At 75.9% G+C, this 22410-nt stretch carries 25 protein-coding genes; 14 read left to right on the top strand and 11 right to left on the bottom strand.

The annotated features are described in order from the left end of the window. Nucleotides 1-118: 118 nt before the first annotated feature. The gene (locus tag IE287_RS29640) at nt 119-412 is read right to left on the bottom strand and encodes a hypothetical protein (RefSeq protein ID WP_229883812.1); all 294 of its coding nucleotides are present in this window, start codon (nt 410-412) and stop codon (nt 119-121) included. Between the two features lie 202 nt (nt 413-614). After that, nucleotides 615-1223, bottom strand: coding sequence for a class I SAM-dependent methyltransferase (locus IE287_RS29645; RefSeq protein WP_189852300.1), 609 nt, complete (start codon nt 1221-1223; stop codon nt 615-617). 150 nt (nt 1224-1373) lie between these two features. On the opposite strand from IE287_RS29645, the gene IE287_RS29650 reads away from it, so the two are divergent. The 5 genes from IE287_RS29650 to IE287_RS29670 all read left to right on the top strand — a co-directional run bounded on the left by IE287_RS29650 (nt 1374) and on the right by IE287_RS29670 (nt 6960). Then, a complete protein-coding gene (locus IE287_RS29650) occupies nt 1374-2210 on the top strand; it encodes an MHYT domain-containing protein (protein WP_189852301.1) in 837 nt (278 codons plus the stop codon). Nucleotides 2211-2409: 199 nt separating this feature from the next. Next, a complete protein-coding gene (locus IE287_RS29655; RefSeq protein WP_189852302.1) occupies nt 2410-5499 on the top strand; it encodes a sensor histidine kinase in 3090 nt (1029 codons plus the stop codon). Continuing rightward, the gene (locus IE287_RS29660; RefSeq protein WP_189852303.1) at nt 5496-5930 is read left to right on the top strand and encodes a roadblock/LC7 domain-containing protein; all 435 of its coding nucleotides are present in this window, start codon (nt 5496-5498) and stop codon (nt 5928-5930) included. Before IE287_RS29655 ends, IE287_RS29660 begins: the two co-directional genes overlap by 4 nt. A 12-nt stretch (nt 5931-5942) precedes the next feature. Further along, a complete protein-coding gene (locus IE287_RS29665; RefSeq protein WP_189852304.1) occupies nt 5943-6371 on the top strand; it encodes a DUF742 domain-containing protein in 429 nt (142 codons plus the stop codon). Then, on the top strand, nt 6352-6960 hold the full coding sequence (locus tag IE287_RS29670; protein ID WP_189852305.1) for a GTP-binding protein: 609 nt from the start codon (nt 6352-6354) through the stop codon (nt 6958-6960). Before IE287_RS29665 ends, IE287_RS29670 begins: the two co-directional genes overlap by 20 nt. A 22-nt stretch (nt 6961-6982) precedes the next feature. Here IE287_RS29670 and IE287_RS29675 read toward each other — a convergent pair whose 3' ends face one another. Then, entirely contained in the window at nt 6983-7408 is a 426-nt protein-coding gene (locus IE287_RS29675; RefSeq protein WP_189852306.1) for a PPOX class F420-dependent oxidoreductase, read from the bottom strand. A gap of 172 nt (nt 7409-7580) precedes the next feature. On the opposite strand from IE287_RS29675, the gene IE287_RS29680 reads away from it, so the two are divergent. The 4 genes from IE287_RS29680 (at nt 7581) to IE287_RS29695 (ending at nt 10999) form a co-directional block, all read left to right on the top strand. Beyond that, complete coding sequence (locus IE287_RS29680) at nt 7581-7985, top strand: roadblock/LC7 domain-containing protein (protein WP_189852307.1); 405 nt, start codon at nt 7581-7583, stop codon at nt 7983-7985. Nucleotides 7986-8099: 114 nt separating this feature from the next. After that, nucleotides 8100-9299: a DUF6397 family protein gene (locus tag IE287_RS29685; RefSeq protein WP_229883813.1), complete on the top strand. Its 1200-nt coding sequence runs from the start codon at nt 8100-8102 to the stop codon at nt 9297-9299. Between the two features lie 286 nt (nt 9300-9585). Continuing rightward, complete coding sequence (locus IE287_RS29690) at nt 9586-9960, top strand: hypothetical protein (RefSeq protein ID WP_189852308.1); 375 nt, start codon at nt 9586-9588, stop codon at nt 9958-9960. A 253-nt stretch (nt 9961-10213) separates the two neighbouring features. Then, nucleotides 10214-10999, top strand: coding sequence for a polysaccharide deacetylase family protein (locus IE287_RS29695; RefSeq protein ID WP_189852309.1), 786 nt, complete (start codon nt 10214-10216; stop codon nt 10997-10999). 245 nt (nt 11000-11244) lie between these two features. On the opposite strand, the gene IE287_RS29700 is transcribed toward IE287_RS29695, so the two are convergent. From IE287_RS29700 to IE287_RS29715, 4 genes are all read right to left on the bottom strand, one after another. Then, on the bottom strand, nt 11245-12009 hold the full coding sequence (locus tag IE287_RS29700) for a rod shape-determining protein (RefSeq protein ID WP_189852310.1): 765 nt from the start codon (nt 12007-12009) through the stop codon (nt 11245-11247). A 167-nt stretch (nt 12010-12176) separates the two neighbouring features. Continuing rightward, nucleotides 12177-13364 (bottom strand): globin domain-containing protein, encoded by a 1188-nt coding sequence (locus IE287_RS29705; protein ID WP_189852311.1) that lies wholly within the window; start codon nt 13362-13364, stop codon nt 12177-12179. Between the two features lie 89 nt (nt 13365-13453). Then, complete coding sequence (locus IE287_RS29710; RefSeq protein WP_189852312.1) at nt 13454-13909, bottom strand: RrF2 family transcriptional regulator; 456 nt, start codon at nt 13907-13909, stop codon at nt 13454-13456. A 103-nt stretch (nt 13910-14012) separates the two neighbouring features. Beyond that, complete coding sequence (locus IE287_RS29715) at nt 14013-14420, bottom strand: SHOCT domain-containing protein (RefSeq protein ID WP_189852313.1); 408 nt, start codon at nt 14418-14420, stop codon at nt 14013-14015. Between the two features lie 187 nt (nt 14421-14607). Here IE287_RS29715 and IE287_RS29720 point away from each other — a divergent pair, with 187 nt between their 5' ends. Together IE287_RS29720 and IE287_RS29725 are read left to right on the top strand one after the other, a co-directional pair. Beyond that, nucleotides 14608-15045 carry a DUF6325 family protein gene (locus tag IE287_RS29720; RefSeq protein ID WP_189852314.1) on the top strand — a complete coding sequence of 146 codons (438 nt, stop codon included), beginning with the start codon at nt 14608-14610 and terminating at the stop codon, nt 15043-15045. Nucleotides 15046-15054: 9 nt separating this feature from the next. Then, nucleotides 15055-15402, top strand: a complete 348-nt coding sequence (locus IE287_RS29725; protein ID WP_189852315.1) for an SHOCT domain-containing protein — start codon at nt 15055-15057, stop codon at nt 15400-15402. A gap of 122 nt (nt 15403-15524) precedes the next feature. On the opposite strand, the gene IE287_RS29730 is transcribed toward IE287_RS29725, so the two are convergent. Then, nucleotides 15525-15983 (bottom strand): peroxiredoxin, encoded by a 459-nt coding sequence (locus IE287_RS29730; protein ID WP_189852316.1) that lies wholly within the window; start codon nt 15981-15983, stop codon nt 15525-15527. Nucleotides 15984-16071: 88 nt separating this feature from the next. Continuing rightward, a complete protein-coding gene (locus IE287_RS29735; protein ID WP_189852317.1) occupies nt 16072-16671 on the bottom strand; it encodes a PadR family transcriptional regulator in 600 nt (199 codons plus the stop codon). A gap of 168 nt (nt 16672-16839) precedes the next feature. Here IE287_RS29735 and IE287_RS29740 point away from each other — a divergent pair, with 168 nt between their 5' ends. The 3 genes from IE287_RS29740 to IE287_RS29750 all read left to right on the top strand — a co-directional run bounded on the left by IE287_RS29740 (nt 16840) and on the right by IE287_RS29750 (nt 20585). Next, nucleotides 16840-17328, top strand: coding sequence for an SRPBCC family protein (locus IE287_RS29740; RefSeq protein WP_189852318.1), 489 nt, complete (start codon nt 16840-16842; stop codon nt 17326-17328). A gap of 145 nt (nt 17329-17473) precedes the next feature. Next, nucleotides 17474-18808, top strand: a complete 1335-nt coding sequence (locus IE287_RS29745; protein ID WP_229883814.1) for a L,D-transpeptidase — start codon at nt 17474-17476, stop codon at nt 18806-18808. 1261 nt (nt 18809-20069) lie between these two features. Next, complete coding sequence (locus IE287_RS29750) at nt 20070-20585, top strand: tetratricopeptide repeat protein (RefSeq protein ID WP_189852320.1); 516 nt, start codon at nt 20070-20072, stop codon at nt 20583-20585. Between the two features lie 3 nt (nt 20586-20588). Here IE287_RS29750 and IE287_RS29755 read toward each other — a convergent pair whose 3' ends face one another. Beyond that, nucleotides 20589-20909, bottom strand: coding sequence for a cupin domain-containing protein (locus IE287_RS29755; RefSeq protein WP_189852321.1), 321 nt, complete (start codon nt 20907-20909; stop codon nt 20589-20591). A gap of 53 nt (nt 20910-20962) precedes the next feature. After that, a complete protein-coding gene (locus IE287_RS29760; protein WP_189852322.1) occupies nt 20963-22255 on the bottom strand; it encodes a M20 metallopeptidase family protein in 1293 nt (430 codons plus the stop codon). Nucleotides 22256-22410 lie beyond the last annotated feature (155 nt).

Below are 22410 nucleotides of genomic sequence, written 5' to 3' on the forward strand. Positions count from 1 at the left end.
GGCACGGTCCGGAGCGCGGCGGCCGCCCCGAGACCCGCGGGGCGGCCCGGACGCGGGCCGCCGGGGCCGGAATCCCGGCGACCGCCGGGAGGGACGTCAGCGGCCGCCGGTGCGGGTCTCAGCGGGCTCGCACCCCGAGCAGGGAGCGGGCGACGGTCTCGGGTGTCTGGTTCCGTTCCCGGGCGAGGGTGAGCAGGGCGCGGGAGGCGAGTTCGTTGACGCCGAAGCTGAGCTGGCCGGGGGAGACCCAGGTGGAGGCCTCCTCCATCCGCTCCTGGTCGTCCTCCGCGCAGGCGGCCACGTAGACCGCGGCCGCCTCGAAGAGGTTGTGGCCCTGCCGGCCGACAGGGGCCGGGGGCGGGGCGGACCCGCTTCCGGACGCGCGTCGGGCGGAGGGGAGGAGTTTGCGCATGCGTTCCGCTATCCGTGTCACAGCAGGCCGCCTTTCCCCGGGCGCGACGGCCCGGCACTTCCACGGTAGAAGGCGAAGTGCCGTGACAGAAGAGGGCGTTGGGGGCCGGGACGGAGCAGGGGCGGAGGCCGTTCGCCGGGGCCGGCCGCCGGTGCCGCCGACGCGCTCTCCGCCTCCGCCTCCCGGGACGCCGGCGCGCCCGTCAGCCCTCCCGTACGGCCAGGGCGAGGAAGCGGGCGTCCTCGTCCACGTACGCGTCGAGCCGCCAGCCCGCCTCGGCGAGGACCGGACGCAGCCGGGGCTCGGCCCGCAGGTCGTCCGGGGTGATCCGCCGGCCGTGCCGGGCGGCGAGCGCGGCGCGTCCGAGGGGGTGGAAGAGCGCGAGCCGGCCGCCCGGACGGACCACCCGGGCCAGTTCGCGCAGGCCGGCGACGGGATCGGCGAGGTGGGAGACGAGTCCCGCGCCGAAGACCGCGTCGAGTCCGCCGTCCCGCAGCGGCAGCCGGCCGACGTCGGCGAGGAGCAGGACCCCGGCGCCCCGGGGGCCGCTGCGTCCGGCCCGCACCGCCTCGGCCAGCATCTCGGGGGTGAGGTCGGCGCCGATCACGGTCCCCTCGGGTCCGACGGCGGTACGCAGCGGGGGCAGTGCCCGGCCGGTGCCGCAGCCGGCGTCGAGCACGGCGTCGCCGGGGCGCAGGCCCAGCTCGGCGACGGCGGCGGCGTAGGCGGGCCCGTCGTCGGGGAAACGGCTGTCCCAGTCGGCCGCGCGGGTGGCGAAGAACGCTCGGACATCTGTGGGGTCATCGCTCATGCGCTCATGATCGCCCACTCGTGGGGGTGAGCGTTCTGTGGGCACGTTCGAGCGTCGTCCGATCGATCCGGTACTTCTCTCCGTCATATTCCAGCAGCTTTCGAAATGCGCCCCCGGTGCGCCCCCACGTGCGCCTACCGTCCCCGAGTCATGGGACACCTGGACCACGCCACCTTCGGCTGGCTGATACCTGTGCTGTCGTACGCGATGGCCTGCATCGGCGCCGCCCTCGGGCTGCGCTGCACCGTACGCGCGCTCGACGCGACCGGCCGTTCGCGGCGGAACTGGCTGCTCACCGCCGCCTCCGCGATCGGCACCGGCATCTGGACCATGCACTTCGTGGCCATGCTCGGCTTCGGCGTCACCGGCACCGACATCCGCTACGACGTGCCGCTCACCCTCCTCAGCCTCGTCATCGCGATGGGCGTCGTCGGCGTCGGCGTCTTCGCCGTCGGCTACGGACGCGACCGCATGCGATCACTTCTGATCGGCGGACTGACCACCGGGGTCGGCGTCGCCAGCATGCACTACATGGGGATGGCGGCCCTCCGCCTCCACGGCACCGTGCACTACGACCCGCTGCTCGTCGCCCTCTCCGTCCTCATCGCCGTCGTCGCCGCCACCGCGGCCCTCTGGGCGGCCCTCCACATCCACGCCCCGGTCGCGGTCGCGCTCGCCTCCCTCGTCATGGGCGCGGCCGTCAGCAGCATGCACTACACGGGGATGCTCGCGGTGGGCGTCGAGGTCACTCCCTCCTCGGCGGAGCTCCCCGGCGCCACGGTCATGCAGTTCATCTTCCCGCTCGCCGTCGGCCTCGGCTCCTACCTCTTCATCACCTCCGCCTTCGTGGCGCTCTCCCCGACGGCCGAGGAACGGGCCGCCTATGCCTCGGCCGAACGCCTCACCGAACCCGACGAGCGCGCCGTCGACGTGGCACCGCCCGGCTTCCGCGCCGCCCGGGAAGCGCTCCGCGCCCCCACCCCCTGACACCCCCACCCCCCGACACCCCCATCCCCTGACGCCGCTCCGTCCGGCGCCCTCCGGTCCCGCCCCTGCCCTCCGCCCCCGCCTTTTTACCTCCCGCTTCCCGCCTCCCCCCCGTCCTTTCCGCCCCCTCCTCCCGTCCCGCCCCCTCCCTTCGCCCTTCCGGACCCGACCCTCCCCTCCCAGCCGGAACGAGGAGCCCATGCGAACTCCCCGCAAGAACCAGGACGCCGCGGCGCCCGCGCCGCCGGCGTCCGCACGCGGGCGGCGCGCGCACGCCGGGCCGCCCGCCGACGAACCGGAACCCCCCGCCGCCGATCCCGATCCCGGACCCGGCACCCCGCCCGGCACCCCGCCCCCCACCCCGCCCGGCGTCGACGCCCCGGCGGACGACGCCGCGGCGAGCGGCCCGGCGCCGGACACCGGCCCGGAGGAACGCGCCGCCACGGCGGCGGACCACCGGGGACTGCGGCCCCGCACCGTACGCGCCAAGATCGTCTCGCTCCTCATGGTGCCGGTCGTCTCGCTCCTCGCCCTCTGGGGCTTCGCCACCGTCACCACCGCCCAGGACATGGCGCGGATCCGCCAGCTCCAGCGCGTCGACGCCGACATCCGGCAGCCCGTGGCCGCCACCGTCGCCGCCCTCCAGGACGAGCGCCGCGCCGCCGTACGGCAGCTCGCCGCCCCCGGCGCCGCCCGCGCCGCCGAGCTGGAGGACCGGATCCGCCGCACCGACGAGGCCGTCGCCCGGCTCCGCCTCGGCGACGGCCACACCGTCGGCGACTCCGGCGACCTGCCCGCCGACGTCGCCGAACGCGTCGGCGCCCTCGTCGGCGAGGTCCGGGGACTGGTCCGGCTCCGCGCGGCCGCCGCCGAAGGGGAAGGCGACGGGGACCGCGCCTACCGCGCGTACACGACCGCCGTCTCGGCCGGCTTCGCCGTCGGCGGGGCCCTCAGCGGCCTCCAGGACACCGGACAGGGCTCCCACGCGCGCGTGCTCCTCGAACTCGCCCGCGCCGGCGAGATGCTCGCCCGCGAGGACGCCCTCCTCGGCGCCGCCCACCTCACCGGCCGGATGACCGCCGAACACCAGCGCGCCTTCACCGGCACCGTCGAGACCCGGCGCACCCTCCTCGCCTCCGCCACCGCAGACCTCCCCCCGGCCGGCCGCACCGCCTGGTCCCGGCTCGCCGCCGGCACCGACCACGCCCGGCTCACCACCGCCGAGGACCGCGTCTCCGCCGCCGACGGCGGACGGCCCGCCGCCCAGGCCGCGCCCTCCGCCGAGTGGGACGCCGCCCTCGCCGCCGTACGCACCGGCCTGGCCGGGATCGAGGACGACGCGCGCGCCGCCGCGGCCGACGGCACCGGTCCCTTCGCGGGCGGCATCCTCAGCCCCGCGGGGGCCGCCGTCGTCCTCGGCCTCCTCGCCGTCGCCGCCTCCCTCGTCATCTCGGTCCGCATCGGCCGCGGCCTCGTCGTCGAACTGGTCAGCCTCCGCAACACCGCCCTCGGCATCGCCCGCCGCAAACTCCCCGCCGCCATGGGCAGGCTGCGCGCCGGCGAGGAGATCGACGTCCTGGCCGAGGCGCCGCCGGGCCCCGCGCCCCGGGACGAGATCGGCCAGGTCGGCGAGGCCCTCGCCACCGTCCACCGGGCCGCCCTCGCCGCGGCCGTCGAACGCGCCGAGCTGGCCGACGGCATCTCCGGGGTCTTCGTCAACCTCGCCCGCCGCAGCCAGGTCCTCGTCCACCGCCAGCTCAACCTCCTGGACAGCATGGAGCGGCGCGCCGACGACCCCGCGGAACTCGGCGACCTCTTCCGGCTCGACCACCTGACCACCCGGATGCGCCGCCACGCCGAGAGCCTGATCATCCTCTCCGGTGCCGCTCCCGGCCGCGCCTGGCGGATGCCGGTGCCGCTGACCAGCGTCGTCCGCGCCGCCGTCTCCGAGATCGAGGACTACGCGCGCGTGGAGGTGCGCCGGCTCCCCGAGACGGCCGTCGCCGGCGGCGCCGTCGCCGACCTCACCCACCTCCTCGCCGAACTCATCGAGAACGCCGCCCAGTTCTCCCCGCCCCACACCAAGGTCCGGGTCAGCGGCGAACCCGTCGGCAACGGCTACGCGCTGGAGATCGAGGACCGGGGCCTCGGCATGGGCAGGGAGACCCTCGCCGAGGCCAACGCCCGCATCGACCGGTCCGAGGCCCTCGACCTCTTCGACAGCGACCGCCTCGGACTCTTCGTCGTCAGCCGCCTCTCCGCCCGGCACGCCGTGAAGGTCCACCTCCGCCCGTCCCCCTACGGCGGCACCACCGCCGTGGTCCTGCTGCCCACCGAACTGCTCCAGGGCGCACCGCCGTCCGACCGGGACACCAGGCCCGCCGGGGCCTCCGCCCCGCCTTCCGGTACGGCCGCCCCGGGCGGCGCGCGCGCCGCCCGCGAGCGCGAGGAGGCCCACCGCGCGGAGGCCCGCCGCTTCGCCGCGCCCCCGGCGGGTCCGTACGCCGACGGAGCCCGCCCGGGCCCCGGCACCCCGCCCCCCGCGCCGCCCACCGGGCAGCCGAAGACCCCCGCGGGCCCCTCGGCGGTCCCCGCCGGCGGCCCGGCCGCCTCCGGGGCACCGCGCGCGTCCGCCGCGCCGGCGCCCCCGCGCCCGGAGCCGACTCCCGACCGGCCGGCGCCCCCGCCGCGCCCCACCGCCGTCCCCGCGCTCGCCCCGGACCCCCCACCCGTCCCGGGCCCTCCCCCCGCCTCCGTACCGGCCGGTGTCACCGCCCTGCGCCCCCGTGGCCCCGTGCCGCCGCGGGGGACGGCGCAGGGGCCGTCGCAGCCGGTGCCGACGGCCGGGCCGGCCCAGGCCTCCGGCGACGCGGACGGGGACGCCGGACTGCCCCGTCGCATCCGGCAGGCGAGCCTCGTCCCGCAGCTGCGCGGGGCCCCCGCACCCGAGGCCCTCGTCCCCGGCGCGCCGGAGCGGACGCCCGAGCAGGCGCGCGCCCGGATGGCCGCCTACCGCGACGGCTGGCAGCGGGGCGGCGGCCCCGTACCGGGCACCCGCCGCCCGCTCGGCGACGGCAGCCCCCCGGCGGCCGCCGGGGACCGCGTCACCCGCCCGTACGTCGACGCGGGCCCCGCACCCCACGGAGGTGCCCGCCCCGACGCCCCGCACGAGCGGAGCACCCCGCACGACCCGCGCGCCGACGCACGCGCGCGTACCGACCTCGGCCCCTACTTCGGCGCCCGCGCCAACCCGCCCCAGGACACCCGATCCGAAGGAGACGACGCATGATCGACCACGAGAGGATCTCCCACCACCGCTCCGGCGAACTCGACTGGCTCCTCGACGACCTGGTGGACAGGGTCCGCGAGGTCCGGCACACGGTCGTGCTGTCCGGCGACGGCCTCGCGGTCGGCGCGTCCAGCGGACTGAGCCGGGAGGACGCCGAGCACCTCGCGGCCGTCGCCTCCGGCTTCCACAGCCTCGCCAAGGGCGCCGGACGCCAGTTCCACACCGGCGGCGTCCGCCAGACCATGGTCGAGATGGACGACGGCTTCCTCTTCGTCGCCGCCGCGGGCGACGGCTCCTGCCTGGCCGTCCTCAGCTCCGTCAGCGCCGACATCGGCCTCATCGCCTACGAGATGGCGCGGCTCGTCAAACGGGTCGGCGAGCACCTGCACACCCCGCCGCGGCTCACGGTGACCCCGCCGGCCGGCGGCTGACCGGAGCCCCCCATGACCGTGGACAGCACCGGCGGCACCACCGGCGGCGGCCCGCCCGCACCGGGCAGCCAGTGGTACGACGCCGACGCCGGACCGCTCGTCCGGCCGTACGCGATGACCGGCGGCCGCACCAGACCCGGCCCCAGCAACGTACGGTTCGACCTCATCGCGCTCGTCGTCGTGGACGACGACCCGCCGGGCCCGGACGAGGAGGCCGTCCTCGGGCCCGAACACCGCGCCCTGCTCTCCCTCTGCCGGGCCGAGACCCAGTCGGTGGCCGAACTCGCCGCCGACGCCGACCTGCCCGTGGGCGTCGTCCGGGTCCTCCTCGGCGACCTCCTCGAATCGGGCTTCGTACGGGTCAGCCGTCCCGTGCCGCCCGCGCAGCTCCCCGACGAACGCATCCTGAGAGAAGTGATCGATGGCCTACGAGCGCTCTGACAGCCCCGGCGCGGACGGCGGCGACGCTCTCGCCCTGAAGATCCTCGTCGCCGGCGGCTTCGGCGTCGGCAAGACCACCCTGGTCGGCGCGGTCAGCGAGATCCGCCCCCTGCGCACCGAGGAACGGCTCAGCCGGGCCGGCGAACTCGTCGACGACACCGGGGGGGTCGACCGGAAGACGACCACCACCGTCGCCATGGACTTCGGCCGGATCACGATCCGCGCGGGGCTGTCGCTGTACCTCTTCGGAACCCCCGGACAGGACCGCTTCTGGTTCCTGTGGGACGAGCTCTCCCAGGGCGCCCTCGGCGCGGTCGTCCTCGCCGACACCCGCCGCCTGGAGGACTGCTTCCCGGCGGTCGACTACTTCGAGCACCGGAAGATCCCGTTCGTGGTGGCCGTCAACTGCTTCGAGGGCGCCCGTTCCTACGGGGCGCGGGACGTGTCCCGCGCGCTCGACCTCGACCGGGGCACCCCGGTGGTGCTCTGCGACGCGCGGGACCGCGACTCCGGCAAGGAGGTCCTGATCCGGGTCGTCGAGCACGCCGGGCGGATGCACACCGCCCGGCTCCTCGACACGGTCGGCTGAACCGGCCCGCGTCCGGGGGAGGTCAGTCGGAGACCCCGCCCGCCGAGGCCACCTTCTCGATCCTCACCCGGACGACCAGCTCGCCCGGCACCCCGTTGCGGGCACCGAACTCCGCGGCCCGGTCCTCGCCCATGTAGCGGCCGCCGATGACGGTGGCCCAGTGGACGAGCTCCGCCGGGTCCTCGCTCAGCTCGGCCCGGCCGCTCAGGGTGACGTACGAGAACGGCGGGGCGTCGTCGTCGACGCAGAGCGAGACCCGGCCGTCCCGGGCCAGGTTGCGGCCCTTCACCGTGTCCTTCCCGGTGTTGAGGACGAAGGAGTCCCCGTCGAGCACGAACCACACCGGCACGACGTGGGGACTGCCGTCCGCGCGCACGGTCGCGAGCTTGCCGGTCCGGGTGCCCCGGGACACGAAGTCCCGCCACTGTTCCTCGGTCATTCTCGTCATGACCCCATCGTGCGGCACCGGACGGCCGCGTGGCGGCACACCCGGGCCGACCGGGGTGCTTGCCCTGTCCACGACAGTGCGTAAGGCTTGCCGCGACACGCGGTCCGTACCGGCGAACGCGGGCACGGGGCCCGGCCGGCGCGACCGCACCGACGAGGGGGAGGACCATCACATGGCGCTGGACAAGGGGCTCGACTGGCTCCTGGACGACCTGACCCGGAGGGTCGGGCCGATACGGCACGCCCTGGTGCTGTCGAACGACGGTCTGGTGACCGGCGCGAGCAGTGAACTCGCGCGGGAGGACGCGGAGCACCTGGCCGCCGTCTCCTCCGGCCTGCACAGTCTCGCGCGCGGTTCCGGCCGGCACTTCCGGGCCGGACGGGCCCGGCAGACGATGGTCGAGTTCGACGAGGCACTGCTGTTCGTCACGGCGGCGGGCGAGGGCAGTTGCCTCTGCGTGCTGAGCGACGCCGAGGCCGACGTCGGCCAGGTCGCGTACGAGATGACGCTGCTGGTCAACAGGGTCGGCGAGCACCTGGGCGTCTCCGCGCGACAGCCCGGCGGACCCCTGTCCTGACCGTTGTCCACAGCCGGTTGTCCACAGGCCGCACGCGCTTCGTCACTCTCCGTTACATTCGGGAGGGCCGGGTTCACGGGAACCCGGGGGAGCGCGTGGGGAGGAGCGGACGCCATGACGGTGGACGACAGGGCGGGGACGACGGGGGCGGCGCGGACGGCGCCGTCGGGGCCGGCGGTGGCACCGGCCCGGGCCGCGGAGGAGCTGGGACTGCGCCGGGAGGACTTCCGGCTCGCCGTCCTGATGGGACTGATCAGGACGGTTCCCGTCCCGGCCCCGGTCGCGGATGCGGATCGGGAAGACGTGCTCCGGGGCCCGCTTCGGATCCGGGACCGGAGCGGACGGGCCCGGGCGCCCGAGCGGCGCCCGGTCGAGCGGGCCGAGCTCGAACGGCTCAAGGCGGCCCCGGACTTCCCGGCCGGCCTCCGCGACCGCGTCCGGACCGTGGGCGCCGGGGAGGCCGCCGAGCTCCTCTCCGTCACCCACGGCCGCTTCACCCGGCTGGCCCGCACCGGCCATCTCAGCCCGGTCCGCTTCTCCGTCAACCGCTACCGCTCGGTGATCTGGCGGTACGTGGCGGCCGAGGTCACCGCCTTCGGCGCGGACCGCCCCGACCTGCTCACCGGCCGGCTGCCGGCCGAGCTGCGCGAGCGCGCCGACACGGCCGACCTGCGGGCCCGCAACTGGCGCACCCGCCACCTGGGCCTGCTGCTCCGCGCCGAGGACGACCCCTGGATCCGGGCCGCGGCGATCGCCTCGCTGCTCGACCCGGTCCAGCTGGCGGAGGTCGTCGACGACCCATACGAGCGCCTCCACCTGGACCGGCTGCGCCCCGCCCCGCCGCCGGGGCTCCCGCTCGCGGGCGCGGCCCGCGAGCTCGCCGACCGCCTGGTCCGCGCCGACGACCCGGACGAGGTCCTCTGGCACCGGGTGAGCCTCGCCCTCGCCCTGGACGAGGCCCGCGAGGCCGGCTCGGCGCCGTACCCGGGCGAGCGGGCGAGGGCGAGGACGCCGGAGCCGATGGCGGCTCGGGCGGCTCCGGAGCCCCAACCACCCGTGCCCGGGCCGAAGCCCGGGCCGAAGCCCGGCCCGGTGGTGCCGGTGCCGGTGCGGGTCGGGGCGGTCCGGGGGCCGGGGGAGCCGCCGGTCGGGCCGGTGACGCCTGCGCCGATGGGGCCGCGCCGGGGGCGGAGCACGCGCCCGCCGGGACCGGCGGCGCGCACCCGGCGCGCGGGACTGCTGGAGCGGCTCCGGCGCTCCCTCCCGGGGCGTTCGGCCGGCGCGGGCCGGGGCGAGCGGTGGGGGTGGGGGTGAGGAGCCCGCGGACGCGGCGGACCGCCCGTCCGGCGGAACCGACCGTCGAGGGCGACGGCTTCACCGTGCGGATCCGTCCCGAGCGCTGGTGGAGACCGCCCACGGCGACCTCCGGCGCCCCGCGTGCCGCCCCGCCGGGATCGCCCTCCGCTCCGCCCGCATGCTCCGCCACCGCCCCGGCGGGTCCGCGGCCGGCGCCGGCGCCGTGGACTCCCTCCCCGGCCGGAGCCGTCGACGGGGAGCGGACGGAGGGGGATGCTGGAAGGGTGGCACCCGTGCCGAGGAGATGAGCGACGTGTACGACTTGCACATCGACACCGACGTCACCGTCCAGCTGAGCGACTGCGGCCGTGAGGACGCCAGGGCCGTGTTCGAGGTCCTCGACCACTACTACCGGCTGGAGGACGCCGAAGCGCCGGCTCCGGAGGGTGCCGGGCCGGTCGCCACCGTGTGGATGGCCACCTTCGACACCTCCGGCGGGCAGCGCGAGGAGGTGGCTCCCCCGCGGCTCGCCGGCAAGGTCGGCGCCCTGCTGACCGGCGGGTACCAGGCCGTCGGCGAGGTCGAGCGGGTGCTCGCCGCCGGCTTCGCGATCGAGTCCGCGCAGGCGGTCTCGGGCGACCAGGAGACCGAGGCGCGCCTGCTCCTCGCCTCCCGCTGACCCGCGGGCCGGGCGGGAGCGGGCCGGATCGGACACCCCGGGCGGAGCGGACGGGCTCCGCCCGGGGTCTCGCTGTGCCCGGAGGGGGGAGGAGCGAACCCCGGGGGGAGGGGTCCCGCGGAAGGGGAGACCCCCCTTCCCGCCCCGGTATACACCGTGTGTAGAGTTCTCGGCGGCCACGTGAGCATACCCGCCCTGACCAGGCGTGGACGCGGCCGCCTCACACACGAAACCGGGGAAAGCGGGTACCACCATGTTCCGATCCAGGCCGGGCCGCCGCGGGGGAAGGGCCGCCGTCCTGCTCGCCGCCGCCACGCTCATGTTCACCCTCGGGGGCTGCGGGGTGGACCCCCTCACCCCGCAGGCGGCACGGGCCGAGTCGGGCGACGACGGCAAGGCGGGCGGCACGCCCCGCCGGGTCGACTGCGAGCGGGTGAAGTGCATCGCGCTGACCTTCGACGCCGGCCCGGGCAAGGACACCCCCCACCTCCTCGACGTCCTCAAGGAGAAGCAGGTCCCCGCCACCTTCTTCCTCCTCGGCGCCAAGCACGTCGACCGCTACCCGAAGGTCGTCCGCCGCATCGCGGACGAGGGCCACGAGGTCGCCAACCACACCTGGTCCCACCGCATCCTCACCGACCTCGAGGAGAAGGACGTCCGCGAGGAGCTGTCCCGCACCCAGGACGCCATCGGGAAGATCACCGGCCGCAAGCCCGTCCTCATGCGCCCGCCCCAGGGCCGTACCGACTCCACCGTCGCCGACGTCAGCCGGGAGCTCGGCCTCGCGCAGGTCCTGTGGAGCATCACGGCCAAGGACTACTCCACCACCGACTCCGCCGTCATACGCGAGCGGGTCCTCACCCAGGCGCACCGCGACGGCATCATCCTGCTCCACGACATATACGACGGCACCGTCCCCGCCGTCCCCGGGATCATCGACGAACTCCACCGGCGCGGCTACACCTTCGTCACCGTCCCCGAGCTCCTCGCCCCCGGTACTGCTCGCGCCGGCGCCGTCTACCGGCCCGAGAAGGACTGACCCTCCCCGCAGGCCCGGGCCGGCCGCGAGGGGTGAGCCGACTCACACCCTTCACCCCGCGACGTCCGGAACATTCGGAAAACGTCCACCGTTCTCCTGTATGTGACGGCGAAGGGGCCCGGTCCCCAGGTTCCCCCCCCGAGGTGACCGCCCTTCGCCCGTCACGGCGAGCGGCCCCGGCTGGAATCCCCCGTCCAGCCGGGGCCTCGCCATGTCCGGGGCGGTGCGCACGCGGCGCGCCCCGGTCACGGGGTGCGCCGGGCCCCCGGGTGGCGCAGCGCCGAGGCCAGCATCAGGCCGGCGCCCCGGACCACGCTGGTCGCCGGATCGTTGGCCAGCCGGACCCGGCCGCGCAGCACCTGGGCGAGGCGCGCGGTCACGTCGAGCCGGAGCGCGCCGCCGCCGGTCACCAGGACCCCGCGGCGCAGCGCACCGCGCACCGCGCCTGTGCCGTCCTCGCGCCACATGTCGCTCACCATGTCGGCGGCCGTCCCGGCCACCGCGTCCGGCACCCCGCCGTGCGCGGGCAGGTCGTCCACGCCGAGCTCGGCGAGCCGGGCGTCCTGCACCCGCCCGTCCACGACGAGCGTGACCTCGGTCAGCCGGGCGCCGAGGTCCACCACGAGCAGCGGACCGCCACCGGACGGTGCCGCGTAGGCCGCCGCGGCGCGGGCGCTGTCGACGGCGATCACCCGGACCGGGCCGAGTCCGGCGACCACCCGGCGGACCGCCTCGCGCTCCTCCGGGGCGGCGAGCACCGGATGGGTCAGCATCACGACCGTGTCGTGGCTCCCGCCGCCCGGAGCGGCGGCCGCGAGCCGCTTGAGGAGCAGCAGCTGGGAGGGGGCGTCCGCCACTCGGCCGCGCCGGACCGCCGTGCTCGGCACGTCCGCGAAGACACCCGCTCCCGGGGCCCAGGCCCGCGTCCGTGAGCTGCCGATGTCGAGGGCGATCCCGCGTACCGGCCGCCGCGCGTCCCGGTCGGTGCCACCCGCTCCGTACGATCCCATCGCTTCCGTCCATTCCCTGTCGGCCCACTGTTTACGAGGCCGATCCGCGCCCACACTATGCAGGATCCGCAGCGGGAACGCCACGGTGCTTGGGGATCGAAGGATCATGGTCGGGTCCGGGGCGGACGGGGAGCGGCCCCGGGCCCGACCGCGTGCGTGCCGCGGGGTCAGGCCCCGGCGCCCAGCCAGAGGTCCGGACCGAAGACCTCGTAGTGGACGTCGGCCGCGGCGACCCCGGAGGCGACGAGATCGCCGCGGACCGTCCGCAGGAAGGGGAGCGGCCCGCAGAGGTAGGCCTGCGTGCCGGCCGGCAGTTCCAGCGCGGTGACGTCGGCGCGGCCCGCGCGGGCGCCCGACGCGCCCGGCTCCTCGTACCAGAGGTGCAGGCTGCCCTCCGGCAGGGCGGCGACCAGTTCGCGCAGCTCCGCCGCGTGGGCGTGCGCCTCGGGGGAGCGGTCGGCGTGCACGACGACGACCGGGCGGGCGGTGCCGGAGGCGGCCAGGTGGTCGAGCATGGCGAGCATCGGCGTGCTGCCGATGCCGGCGGAGGCGAGCAGCAGCGGGCCGTCGCCCTCGGGGAGGACCAGGTCGCCGAAGGGGGCGGAGACCTCCAGGACGTCACCGGCCGCGGCGTGCGCGTGGAGCCGGTTCGACACCTCGCCCGCCGGGTCGCCGCCGACCCGCTTCACCGTGATCCGCCAGGCCGGCCGGCCCGGGGCGGAGGAGAGGCTGTACTGGCGGATCTGGTGGGCGCCGTCGGGCAGCGCCACGCGGACGCTCACGTACTGGCCGGGCCGGAAGGGCGGCAGCGGGGCGCCGTCGGGGTCCGTGAGGGTGAAGGAGACGGTGTCCGGGGTCTCCTCGCGCCGCTCGGAGATCCGCACGGGGCGCCAGACGTCGCCGTCCTCGACGCCCGCCTCCCGGTAGAGGCGGCCCTCCAGGGCGATCAGGGCGTTCGCCATCAGCCAGTAGACCTCGTCCCAGGCCCGGGCGACCTCGGGGGTGACGGCCTCGCCCAGCACCTCCACGATCGCCGCGAAGAGGTGCTCGTGCACGATCTTGTACTGGTCCGCCGTGACGCCGAGCGAGGCGTGCTTGTGCGCGATGCGGGAGAGCAGCGTGTCCGGACGGGTGTCGGGGTGCTCCAGGAGGGCGACGGCGAAGGCGGCGACGGAGCCGGCGAGCGCCTTGCGCTGGTCGCCGTTGGCCTGGTTGCCCCGGTTGAAGAGGTCGCGCAGCAGCTCGGGGTGGGCGGCGAAGAGCCGCCCGTAGAAGCGCTCGGTGATCCGGTCGAGTGCTCCGCCGACGGCGGGCAGCGTGGCGCGGACGACGGGTACGGCCTGCTCGGACAGCATCGGAACTCCTGAACTGGTAGATGATCTACGTATTTAATACCGAAGGAAATCCCGGACGGTGAGGGGCGTCCGGGAGGGTGCTCCGCAGGTCACGACCGCGGGTCGTGACGGGGGCGCGGGGTGAGGGAGAGCAGGACCGGGCCGGTCGGCGACCGTACGAGATCGGCCACCGTCAGCGGGTCGAGCGTGCGGTAGAAGGCGTCCTGCGCCTCCCGCAGCGCGCCTCGCAGCCGACAGGCCGCGCGCAGCGGGCAGGGTGGATCGGCCTCGCAGCCGACGACCTCCTCCTCGCCCTCCAGCGTCCTGGTCAGCCAGCCCACCGAGGAGCGCCGCCCGAAGTCGGTGAGGGCGAGCCCGCCGCCGCGTCCGCGCCTGGCCTCCACCACGCCGAGGTGCTGGAGCCGGGTGACCACCTTCGCCATGTGGGCGTGCGGCACGGCCATCTCCTCCGCCACCGCGCGGGTGGTGACGGGTTCCTCGTCGTCGGCGACCGCCAGGCGCATCACGGCGCGCAGGGCCAGGTCGGTGAACTTGGTCAGCCTCACGGGGCGACCGTATCAAAGAGGTATCCCGGACTCGCATTAAGGGTGCGGGTCCGGGATACGGGGCCGCCCGGGGGGCGGGGTGGGGCGTGAGGGGCGGGGAGGATCAGGCGAGGACCTTGGCCTTCGCCTGCTGGAACTCCTCCTCGGAGATCGACCCCTTCTCCTTCAGTTCGGCGAGGCGGGCCAGTTCGTCCGTGGCGCTCGGCGTGCCGCTCGCGGCTCCCTGCGTGCCGGCCGTCTGGCGGATGTACTCCTGGAAGCGGTTCTCCGCGTCCTTCGCCTGCTTCATGTCACGCTCGCCCATGCTCCTGCCGCGGGCGATCACGTAGACCAGCACGCCGAGGTAGGGGAGCAGAATGCAGAAGATCAGCCAGCCCGCCTTGCCCCAGCCGCTCAGCTCGTGGTCCCGGAAGATGTCCGTGATGACCTTGAAGAGCAGGAAGAGCCACATGATCCAGAGGAAGAACCACAGCATCGTCCAGAAGACGTTCAGGAGGGGGTAGTCGTCCATTCCTGCACACTCCGTTCCCTCGCGGCCGGGAGGGCCGCGCGTTGGAGCGAGTCTCACCCGTCCGGCCCGACGCCGCATGTCGGGGCGGTCCGTCCGGACTCCGGGTGCGGGCCGCGCGCGGCCGTGTTCGGATGAGAACTCCCCTCCGTGGCCCGCGGACCACGGGGACGACGAGAAGCGGAGTGCCATGGGACCGGTGGAATGTGTCGTGCTCGCCTTCCCGGGGGAGCGGCTGAAGGTGGCGGCCGTCGTGGCGATCGCCGACCTCCGCAAGGAGGGACAGGTCCGGCTGATCGACTCCCTCGTGGTCGTCAAGGCGCCGGACGGTGAGGTCTCCACCTCGGAACTCGTCGAGTACGACGAGTTCGACGAGGCCACGGCCGAGATCGGCCCCGAGGCCAACCTGCTCGGTCCCGAGGACGCGGCGGAGGTGGCCCAGTCGCTCGAACCGGGTTCCTGCGCGCTGATGCTGCTGGTCGAGCACATCTGGGCGGCGCGGGCGGTCGAGGCGATCCGCGAGGCCGGCGGCCGGATCGCCGCCAGTGTGCGCATCCCCGACGCCCACGTCGAAGAGGCCCGGGCCGCCTACCGGCAGGCGGTCGCCGCGGCCGCCGGAAGGAGCTGACGGATGTTCATGCGACGTCGTCCCCTCGCCCGCCCGGTGATCCGGCCCGCCGGCGCCCCGCTGCTGCGCGGCGCGATCGTCGGCGGGGCCGCGTACGCCGCGGGCCGCAGCGCGGCCCGGGCCTCCCGGCGCGAGCAGGACCAGGAGGAGGCCATCGCCGACCTCCAGGCCCAGCAGGCCCCGCCGCAGGCGGCGCCCCCGCCCCCGCAGGCCGCGCCCGCCCCGGCGCCGCAGCCCGGCGGCCAGGCCCCCGGCGGGCTCACGGAACAGCTGGCCCGGCTCGGCGAACTCGCCCAGCAGGGACTGCTCACCCCCGAGGAGTTCGCCGCGGCGAAGGCGAAGCTCCTCGGCGTCTGACCCGGTCGGGGCCCGCCCGGCCGACCGACCGCTGGGCCCGCCCAGCCGAGACCGACCGACCGCCGAGACCGGCCGGGCGGTCCCAGCGGTCGCCCGGCGTGGCCGGTCGGGCGGCAGGGGGCTCAGGACGCGCGCAGGGCCGCGAGCGCGGCCAGCGCGCGGTCGGCGTGGGCGCTCATCCGCAGCTCGCTGCGGACGACCTCCCGCACCCGCAGGTCCTGCCCGATCACGAACGTGACCCGCTTCGTCGGGGCCAGCGAGAAGCTGCGCCGCACGCCGAAGCGCTCCCGCACGGTGCCCTCGGGGTCGGAGAGCAGCGGATAGCCGAGCGAGTGCCGCTCGGCGAACTCCTTCTGCTTCTCCACGACGTCCCCGCTGATCCCCACGGGGAGCGCGCCCGCCGCGCGGAACTCGGCGGCCAGGTCGCGGAAGTGGCAGGCCTCGGCGGTGCAGCCCGCCGTCATCGCCGCCGGGTAGAAGAAGAGGACGACCGGCCCCTCGGCGAGCAGCCCGGAGAGGGAGCGCGGGGTACCGGTCTCATCCGGAAGGGTGAAGTCCTCGACGAGGTCACCGATGTTCATGAGGCTCCGCCCCTTCGTCGGAGGCACCGGCCTCCCGGTGCCGTCCTGCCGGCGCCCGCCGGCCTTCCCGGCGGTCCACCCATGAGTTCTACCGCAGGGTAGGAGTCGTCGTCACCCCGCCGCCGCCCCGGCCGGCGGCGATCCGCGCGTCCAGGACCGCGAGCACCCGCTCGCTCCAGCGGAGGTTCTCCTCCTCCAGCAGTCGGCCGCGCATCAGCGTCAGATACGGTCCGACGCGCTCCGACTCGCGCAGGTACGTCTCCTCGTCCCGGTCCCCGAGCAGCCACTCGCGCAGCCGGTCGTACCGCGCCAGCTTGTCCCGCGAGACGCCCATCCGCCGGGCCACGAAGCCCCGTACGGCTTCCGTGTCGCCGCCGTCGCACGCCTGCACCTGCACCATCAGCTCGTCGCGGACCGCGAGCGGCCGGGGCGCCACGGAGGTGAAGGAGTCGAGGTCCCGCCGTCCCTCCGGGGTGAGGCTGAACATCCGCTTGTTCGGGCGCCGTTCCTGCTCGACCACGCGCGCGGTGATGAGCCCGGCCCCGGAGAGCCGGTCGAGCTCGCGGTAGAGCTGCTGGGGGGTGGCGGCCCAGAAATTGGCGACGGACACGTCGAAGATCTTGGCGAGGTCGTATCCGGATGCCTCGCCCTCCAGGAGAGCTGCGAGGACGGCGTGCTTGAGGGACATCCGGACACGCTAGCAGTCCGTTGAATAGTTTCCTCCGCACCTATTCAACGACCGCAGGACCCACGGTCCGTGCCCTTCCTGCGTGGCACCCGGCCCGGGGGCTGCCTAGGCTGACCACCAGACACCGTGGGGGCGACGACCGGGAGAGCCGGAGGAGCGAGCAGCGCCATGGACACCGACGCGTACGTCTACACCAGCTACATCAGGACCACCCCGGACGAGCTCTGGAAGGCGCTGACGGAGCCGGAACTGACCCGGCGCTACTGGGGCGTGGCCTTCGAGACGGAGTGGACGCCCGGCGCGCCGATGGTCTGGGACGAGGGCGGCCGCCGGACCGCCGACCCCGAGCAGGTCGTCGTCGAGGCCGTCCCCGGCCGCCGGCTGGCCTACACCTGGCACGCCTTCACGCCCGCGTGGGCGAAGGCCGTCGGACTGGACGACGAGGCGTACGGGCTCCTCTCCCGCGAGCGCCGCTCGACGGTCGCCTTCGCCGTGGAGCCCTCCGGCGACGACACGGTCCGGCTGACCGTCACCCACGGCGGCCTGGAACCGGACGGCGTCATGCGCGGGCTCATCGGGGAGGGCTGGCCCGCGATCGTCTCCAGCCTGAAGTCGCTCCTGGAGACCGGCGAGGAGCTTCCGGAGCCTCCCCGCTGACCCATTCGAGTCGTCTCCCCGGCCTCTCCTCCGCCACGCCCACTCATGTGATCATCGTTTCCTCCTCTCGTCGGTTCTGATGATCGGGTCGGCGTCCGCGCCGGCCCGCCGACCGGTCCGCACAGAGAAGGGGAGGGTGTCCGACGTGCCGTCACGCCGCTACGCACAGGGGTGGGGAGCACTCTCGCTCGCCGTCGGGGCCGTACTCGTCACCACCGCCGCCGGGCAGCCGCCGGCCACCGGCGGGGCGGGCGTCCCGGCCGTCGCGGAGCCCGCCTTCGTCGCGGTCGGCGCCTGCACGGCCGCGGGCGGCGTGTGCCGGGTGCCCGCCACCGTCGTGGCCGTGGACGCCCCCGTCGCCGTCGACCTGCCCGCCGCCGCCACCGGCCCCGTCGACCTCGTGCTGCGCACCCCGGGACGGTTCGCCGACGTCACCGTCACCGACGGGCGCGGGCGCCGGATCGCCGGGCGCGCGGACGGCGGCACCCGCTGGACCAGCGCCGCCGCGCTGCCCGCGGGCGGTGCGTACACCGCCCGTCTCGTCCTGGAGGAGGGCGGTCCGGGCGGCCCCCGCCGCCGGACGGTCCGGCTCGCCGTCCGCACCGGGAAGCCGCCCGCGGGCGGGCGGCTCACCGTCGCCCTCGGTCCCGGCGGCGGGGGCGGAGCCCGTACGTACGGGGTGGGGCAGCCGGTCACCGCGGAGCTCAGCCACCCCGTCCCGGCCGCCGACCCCTCCGCCCGCCGCGTGGTGGAGCGGTCCCTGGAGGTGCGGAGCGAGCCGCGGACCGAGGGCGCCTGGCACTGGGTGGACGACGACACCCTGCACTACCGGCCGCGCACCTCGTGGCCCGCCCGCGCCACCGTGCGGGTCCGCTCCGGGCTCGACGGGGTGCGGGTCACCGCCGGCCTCCGCGGGGGCCGCTCGCGGTCCCTCGCCTTCACCACCGGCGACCGGGTGGAGGCGGTCACCGACGTCGCCGCCCACGAGATGCGGGTCTACCGGGACGGCCGGCTGCTGCGGGTCGTCCCCGTCACCACCGGCAAGCGCGGCTTCCGCACCCGCGTCGGCACCAAGGTCGTCCTGGCCAAGGAGCCGCTGGTCCGGATGCGCGGCGACACGATCGGCATCGCGCGCGGCAGCCGCGAGTTCTACGACCTGAAGGTCCGCTGGGCCACCCGGGTGACGTGGAGCGGCGAGTACCTGCACGCCGCCCCCTGGTCGCTGGACGCGCAGGGCAGCGAGGACGTGAGCCATGGCTGCACGGGGATGTCCACCGAGGCCGCCCGCTGGCTCTTCCGCACCCTCCGCGAGGGCGACCTCGTCCGGTTCGTCAACGGGTACGGGGAGCCGATGCCCGCCTTCGGCAACGGCTACGGCGACTGGAACCTCGACTGGCGGGAGTGGCTGCGCGGCAGCGCCCTCGGCGCGGGCGCGGCCCGTCCCGCCGCTGCCGGAAGCCCGCTGCGGCCCGCCTTCTGAGGCGGACTCAGCCCCCCCGGTGGCCCGGGAGGGTGCCGGCGCCCCGTCCCCGGGGCGGTTCGGGTCCGGCTCCGGTCCGGGCTCGGGAGTGCTCGGCACGGGCTCGCCGGGCAGCAGCCGGGGACGGCGCCGGAGCCCGGCGCCCACCAGGACCCCCAGGGCGATGGCGGCGACCGCGATCACCGTGCCGATCAGGCTGTCGAGCCCGCCGTCGGTGTCCTCGGCCACGATGATCTCCGAGATGCCGGTGAGTCCGACCGCGCCCGGGACGAGGAGCCGGAAACAGGGCAGGAAGACCACCTGGTCGGGGGTGCGGGAGCGCTTCTCGATCCACGAGGCCATCGGGGGCGGGAGCGTCCCGGCGGCGAAGGCGCCGAAGGTCGCGCCGGCCAGGTCGGTGGCGGTCGACTGCGCGAGCCGTTCGGCGAGGAGCGCGCCGAGCAGCCGGCCGGTGACCCGGGGCGGGGCGGGGCGGGGCGGAGAAGCAGAGCAGGAAGCCGAGACCCGGGGCGGGGCGGAGAAGCAGAGCAGGAAGCCGAAGCCGAGCAGCGGCCCCCCCGGCCCAGGGCGCCCGCGCGCCGACGCTCTCCGCGGCCCCGCCGCCGGAGGGGCGGGGCCGCACGAGCTCCGAGCCGACCATGATGCCGGGCGAGAGCAGCAGCAGGACGGTCGGCGCCCCGGCCGGGACAGCCCGGACAGCGCGGCCCCGGTGGCCAGTTCGATGGCGCCGAGCGTGAGCGCAGCACCGGGCAGGAAGGCGATGAGGGGGCGGGACGGGGAGGACGGCGGGGTTCTCGTGCAGGAGCGGCCCGGCCCAGCGCAGCGAGGCCGCCGTGACCAGGACGGCGGTGACCACCGGGAGGGCGGTGTGGGCCGCGGGCAGCCGGTCGCCGAGCAGGCGCAGCAGGCCGACGCCCGCGCCCAGCACCGCGTATCCGGCGACGGCGGGCAGGGTCGCATGGTGCCGAGGCCGACGGTCAGCAGGACGCAGCCGAAGACGGTGGCGGCCGGACTGAACCGTTCCTTCCGCATCCGGTTCTCCCACGGTTCGCGCCGGACCTCGTCGAACGGCACCTCCTCCGCGCGCATCCGGGCCACCAGCGCCGCCGACCGCCGCGCGAGGTCCCGCATGTCGATTCCGAACAAAAGCCGCATCCGTGAACGTTGGCAGGGGTCCGCGGGGGAGCGGTCCGGGACGACGGGGCGTCGGCACCCGTCCCCTGCCCGCCGGCGGGAGCCCGGCGGCTGCGATCATGGCCGGATGAACGACTCCGCACCCGCCCGGGAAGAGCGCGACCGCCTGCTCGCCGAGGCCGTCGCCCTGCGCGCCGGCGGCGCCAGGGAGGAGGCCCGCGAACGGCTCGTCGCCCTCGCCGCGCGGCTCCCCGGCGACGCCGAGGTCGCCTATCAGACCGCCTGGGCCCACGACGTGCTCGGGCGGGAGGCCGAGGCCGTGCCCCACTACGAGGCCGCGCTCGCCGGTTCCGGTCTGACCGCCGACGACCGGCGGGGCGCCCTCCTCGGCCTCGGCAGCACCTACCGGACCCTCGGCCGGTACGAGGAGGCCGTCGCGCTGCTGGAAGGGGCCGTCGACGCGTTCCCGGAGGACGGTGCCCTGCGCGCCTTCCTCGCGATGGCCCTGTACAACACCGGGCGCCACCACGACTCCGTCCGGCTGCTCCTGACCCTGGTCGCCGAGACCAGCGGGGACCCGTCCGTGCGCGCGTACCGCCCGGCCATCGAGCACTACGCGCGGGACCTCGACGCGATCGGGTGAGCGTCAGTCGTTGACGGCGGTCAGGAGCACCACGGAGTCGTCGACCGCGGTCAGTCCGTGCCGCTCCTTGGGGATCATCCGCAGCGCCCCGGCGGCCAGTTCGTCCGCCCAGCCGTGCGTGGTCAGCCGCACGCGGCCGGTCAGCACCTGGAGGCTCGCCGCCGGGGGAGCGTTGTGCTCGTCCAGGGCCGTGCCGGCCCTCAGCGCGATCACGGTCTGCCGCAGCACCCCGTCGTGCAGCACCAGATGGGCGCTGCGGCCGTGCGGGGCGGTGCGGGCGGCGGCCAGGTGCTCGTCGGCGAGGGCGGTGAGGTCCAGGTTCATACCCCCAGCCTCCCGGCTGGGCGCGGCGGCGCAACTCGGGCCGCCGCACCGGCTCACTCCGCCGGCAGCAGCGTCCCCGCGAGGTGGTCGTACGCCACGTGCGCGTGGAGCCGGACGCCGGTCACGAGGGTGTCGTCGTCGGCGTAGAAGCGCGGGTTGTGGTTGGTGACCAGTCCGCGGCCGCCCTCCTCCGGCACCGGCAGGCCGTTCTCGCCGAGCGTGGCGTCCTGGACGCCGAGCATGACGTACAGCCCGCCGAAGCGCGAGACGAGTTCGGAGACGTCGTCGTAGCCGAGGGTCGCGCCCGTTTCGGTCACCCGCTCCCCGCCCGCCACCCGGCGGAGGGTCGGCAGGGCGGCCGCCACCCAGGGGCCGGTGTTGTGCACCGGCGGCACCGGCTGGAGGTACTCCACCTCGGCCGTCGCCCCGTAGGCCGCGGCCGAGTGCTCGGCCAGCCGCCGGAGCCGGTCGCGCACGGCCGGCATGTCGCCCTCCACGGCGCAGCGGACGGTGCCCCAGAGCGTCACCGTCTCGCCGATGATGTTGAACCGGCCGATGTCCTCGACGTGGCCGATGGTGACGGTGACCGGGTCGAAGGCCGACACCTGCCGGTACAGCTGCCCGATGCCGGTGAGCACCGCCCCGACCGCCGGCATCGGGTCGACGCCCTGCCACGGCGTGGAACCGTGCACCTGCCGGCCGGTGACGGTGATCCGGACCAGCACCGAGGCCCCGTACTGGTTGCCCACCCGGTATCCCACGTACCCCTTCGGGTAGGGCGTCACGTGCATCCCGAAGGCCATCGTCGGCACCGGGTCGGCGAAGGCCCCCGCGTCGACCATCGCGAGCGCGCCGCCGGTCTCGGTCACCGGCGGTCCCTCCTCGGCCGGCTGGAAGACGAGGAGGACGGTGCCCGGCAGCCGGTCGCGGACCCCGGCCAGGACCGTCGCCGCCCCCATGAGCATCGCCGTGTGGCAGTCGTGGCCGCAGGCGTGCGAGACCGGGAACGGGCCGCCCGGATAGTCGGCGTCCACCACCCGGGAGGCGAAGTCGGTGCCGCAGAGGTCCTTCACCGGCAGGGCGTCCGTGTCCGCCCGCAGCGCCGCGACCCGCCCGCCGCCGGCGGCCGTGCCGCGCAGCACGCCCACCACCCCGTGCCCGGCGATGCCGGTGCGGACCTCGTCGAGCCCCAGTTGCCGCAGGTGTTCCGCGACCAGCCGGGCCGTACCCTCCTCCCGGTTGGACAGCTCGGGGTTCCGGTGGAGGTGGCGGCGCCAGGCGATCACCTGGGCGGCGGCCTCCTCGGAGAGCCGGTCGAGCTCGGCGTGGACGGGATCGGCGGTCATGGGCGTCCTCTCGTGCGGTCGGCGCGTGCGGATGGTCCGCGGTCCGGACGGTGCCGTATCGCGGGCACGCTCGCAGCCAGGCTCGCCGCCGCGCGCCGGGATCGGAAGACGGCCGCGGCGATCCGGGGGGGGGGGCGAGGGACGGGCGGGGGCGG

The sequence above is a fragment of the Streptomyces omiyaensis genome, assembly GCF_014650895.1.
Taxonomy (GTDB): Bacteria; Actinomycetota; Actinomycetes; order Streptomycetales; family Streptomycetaceae; genus Streptomyces; species Streptomyces omiyaensis.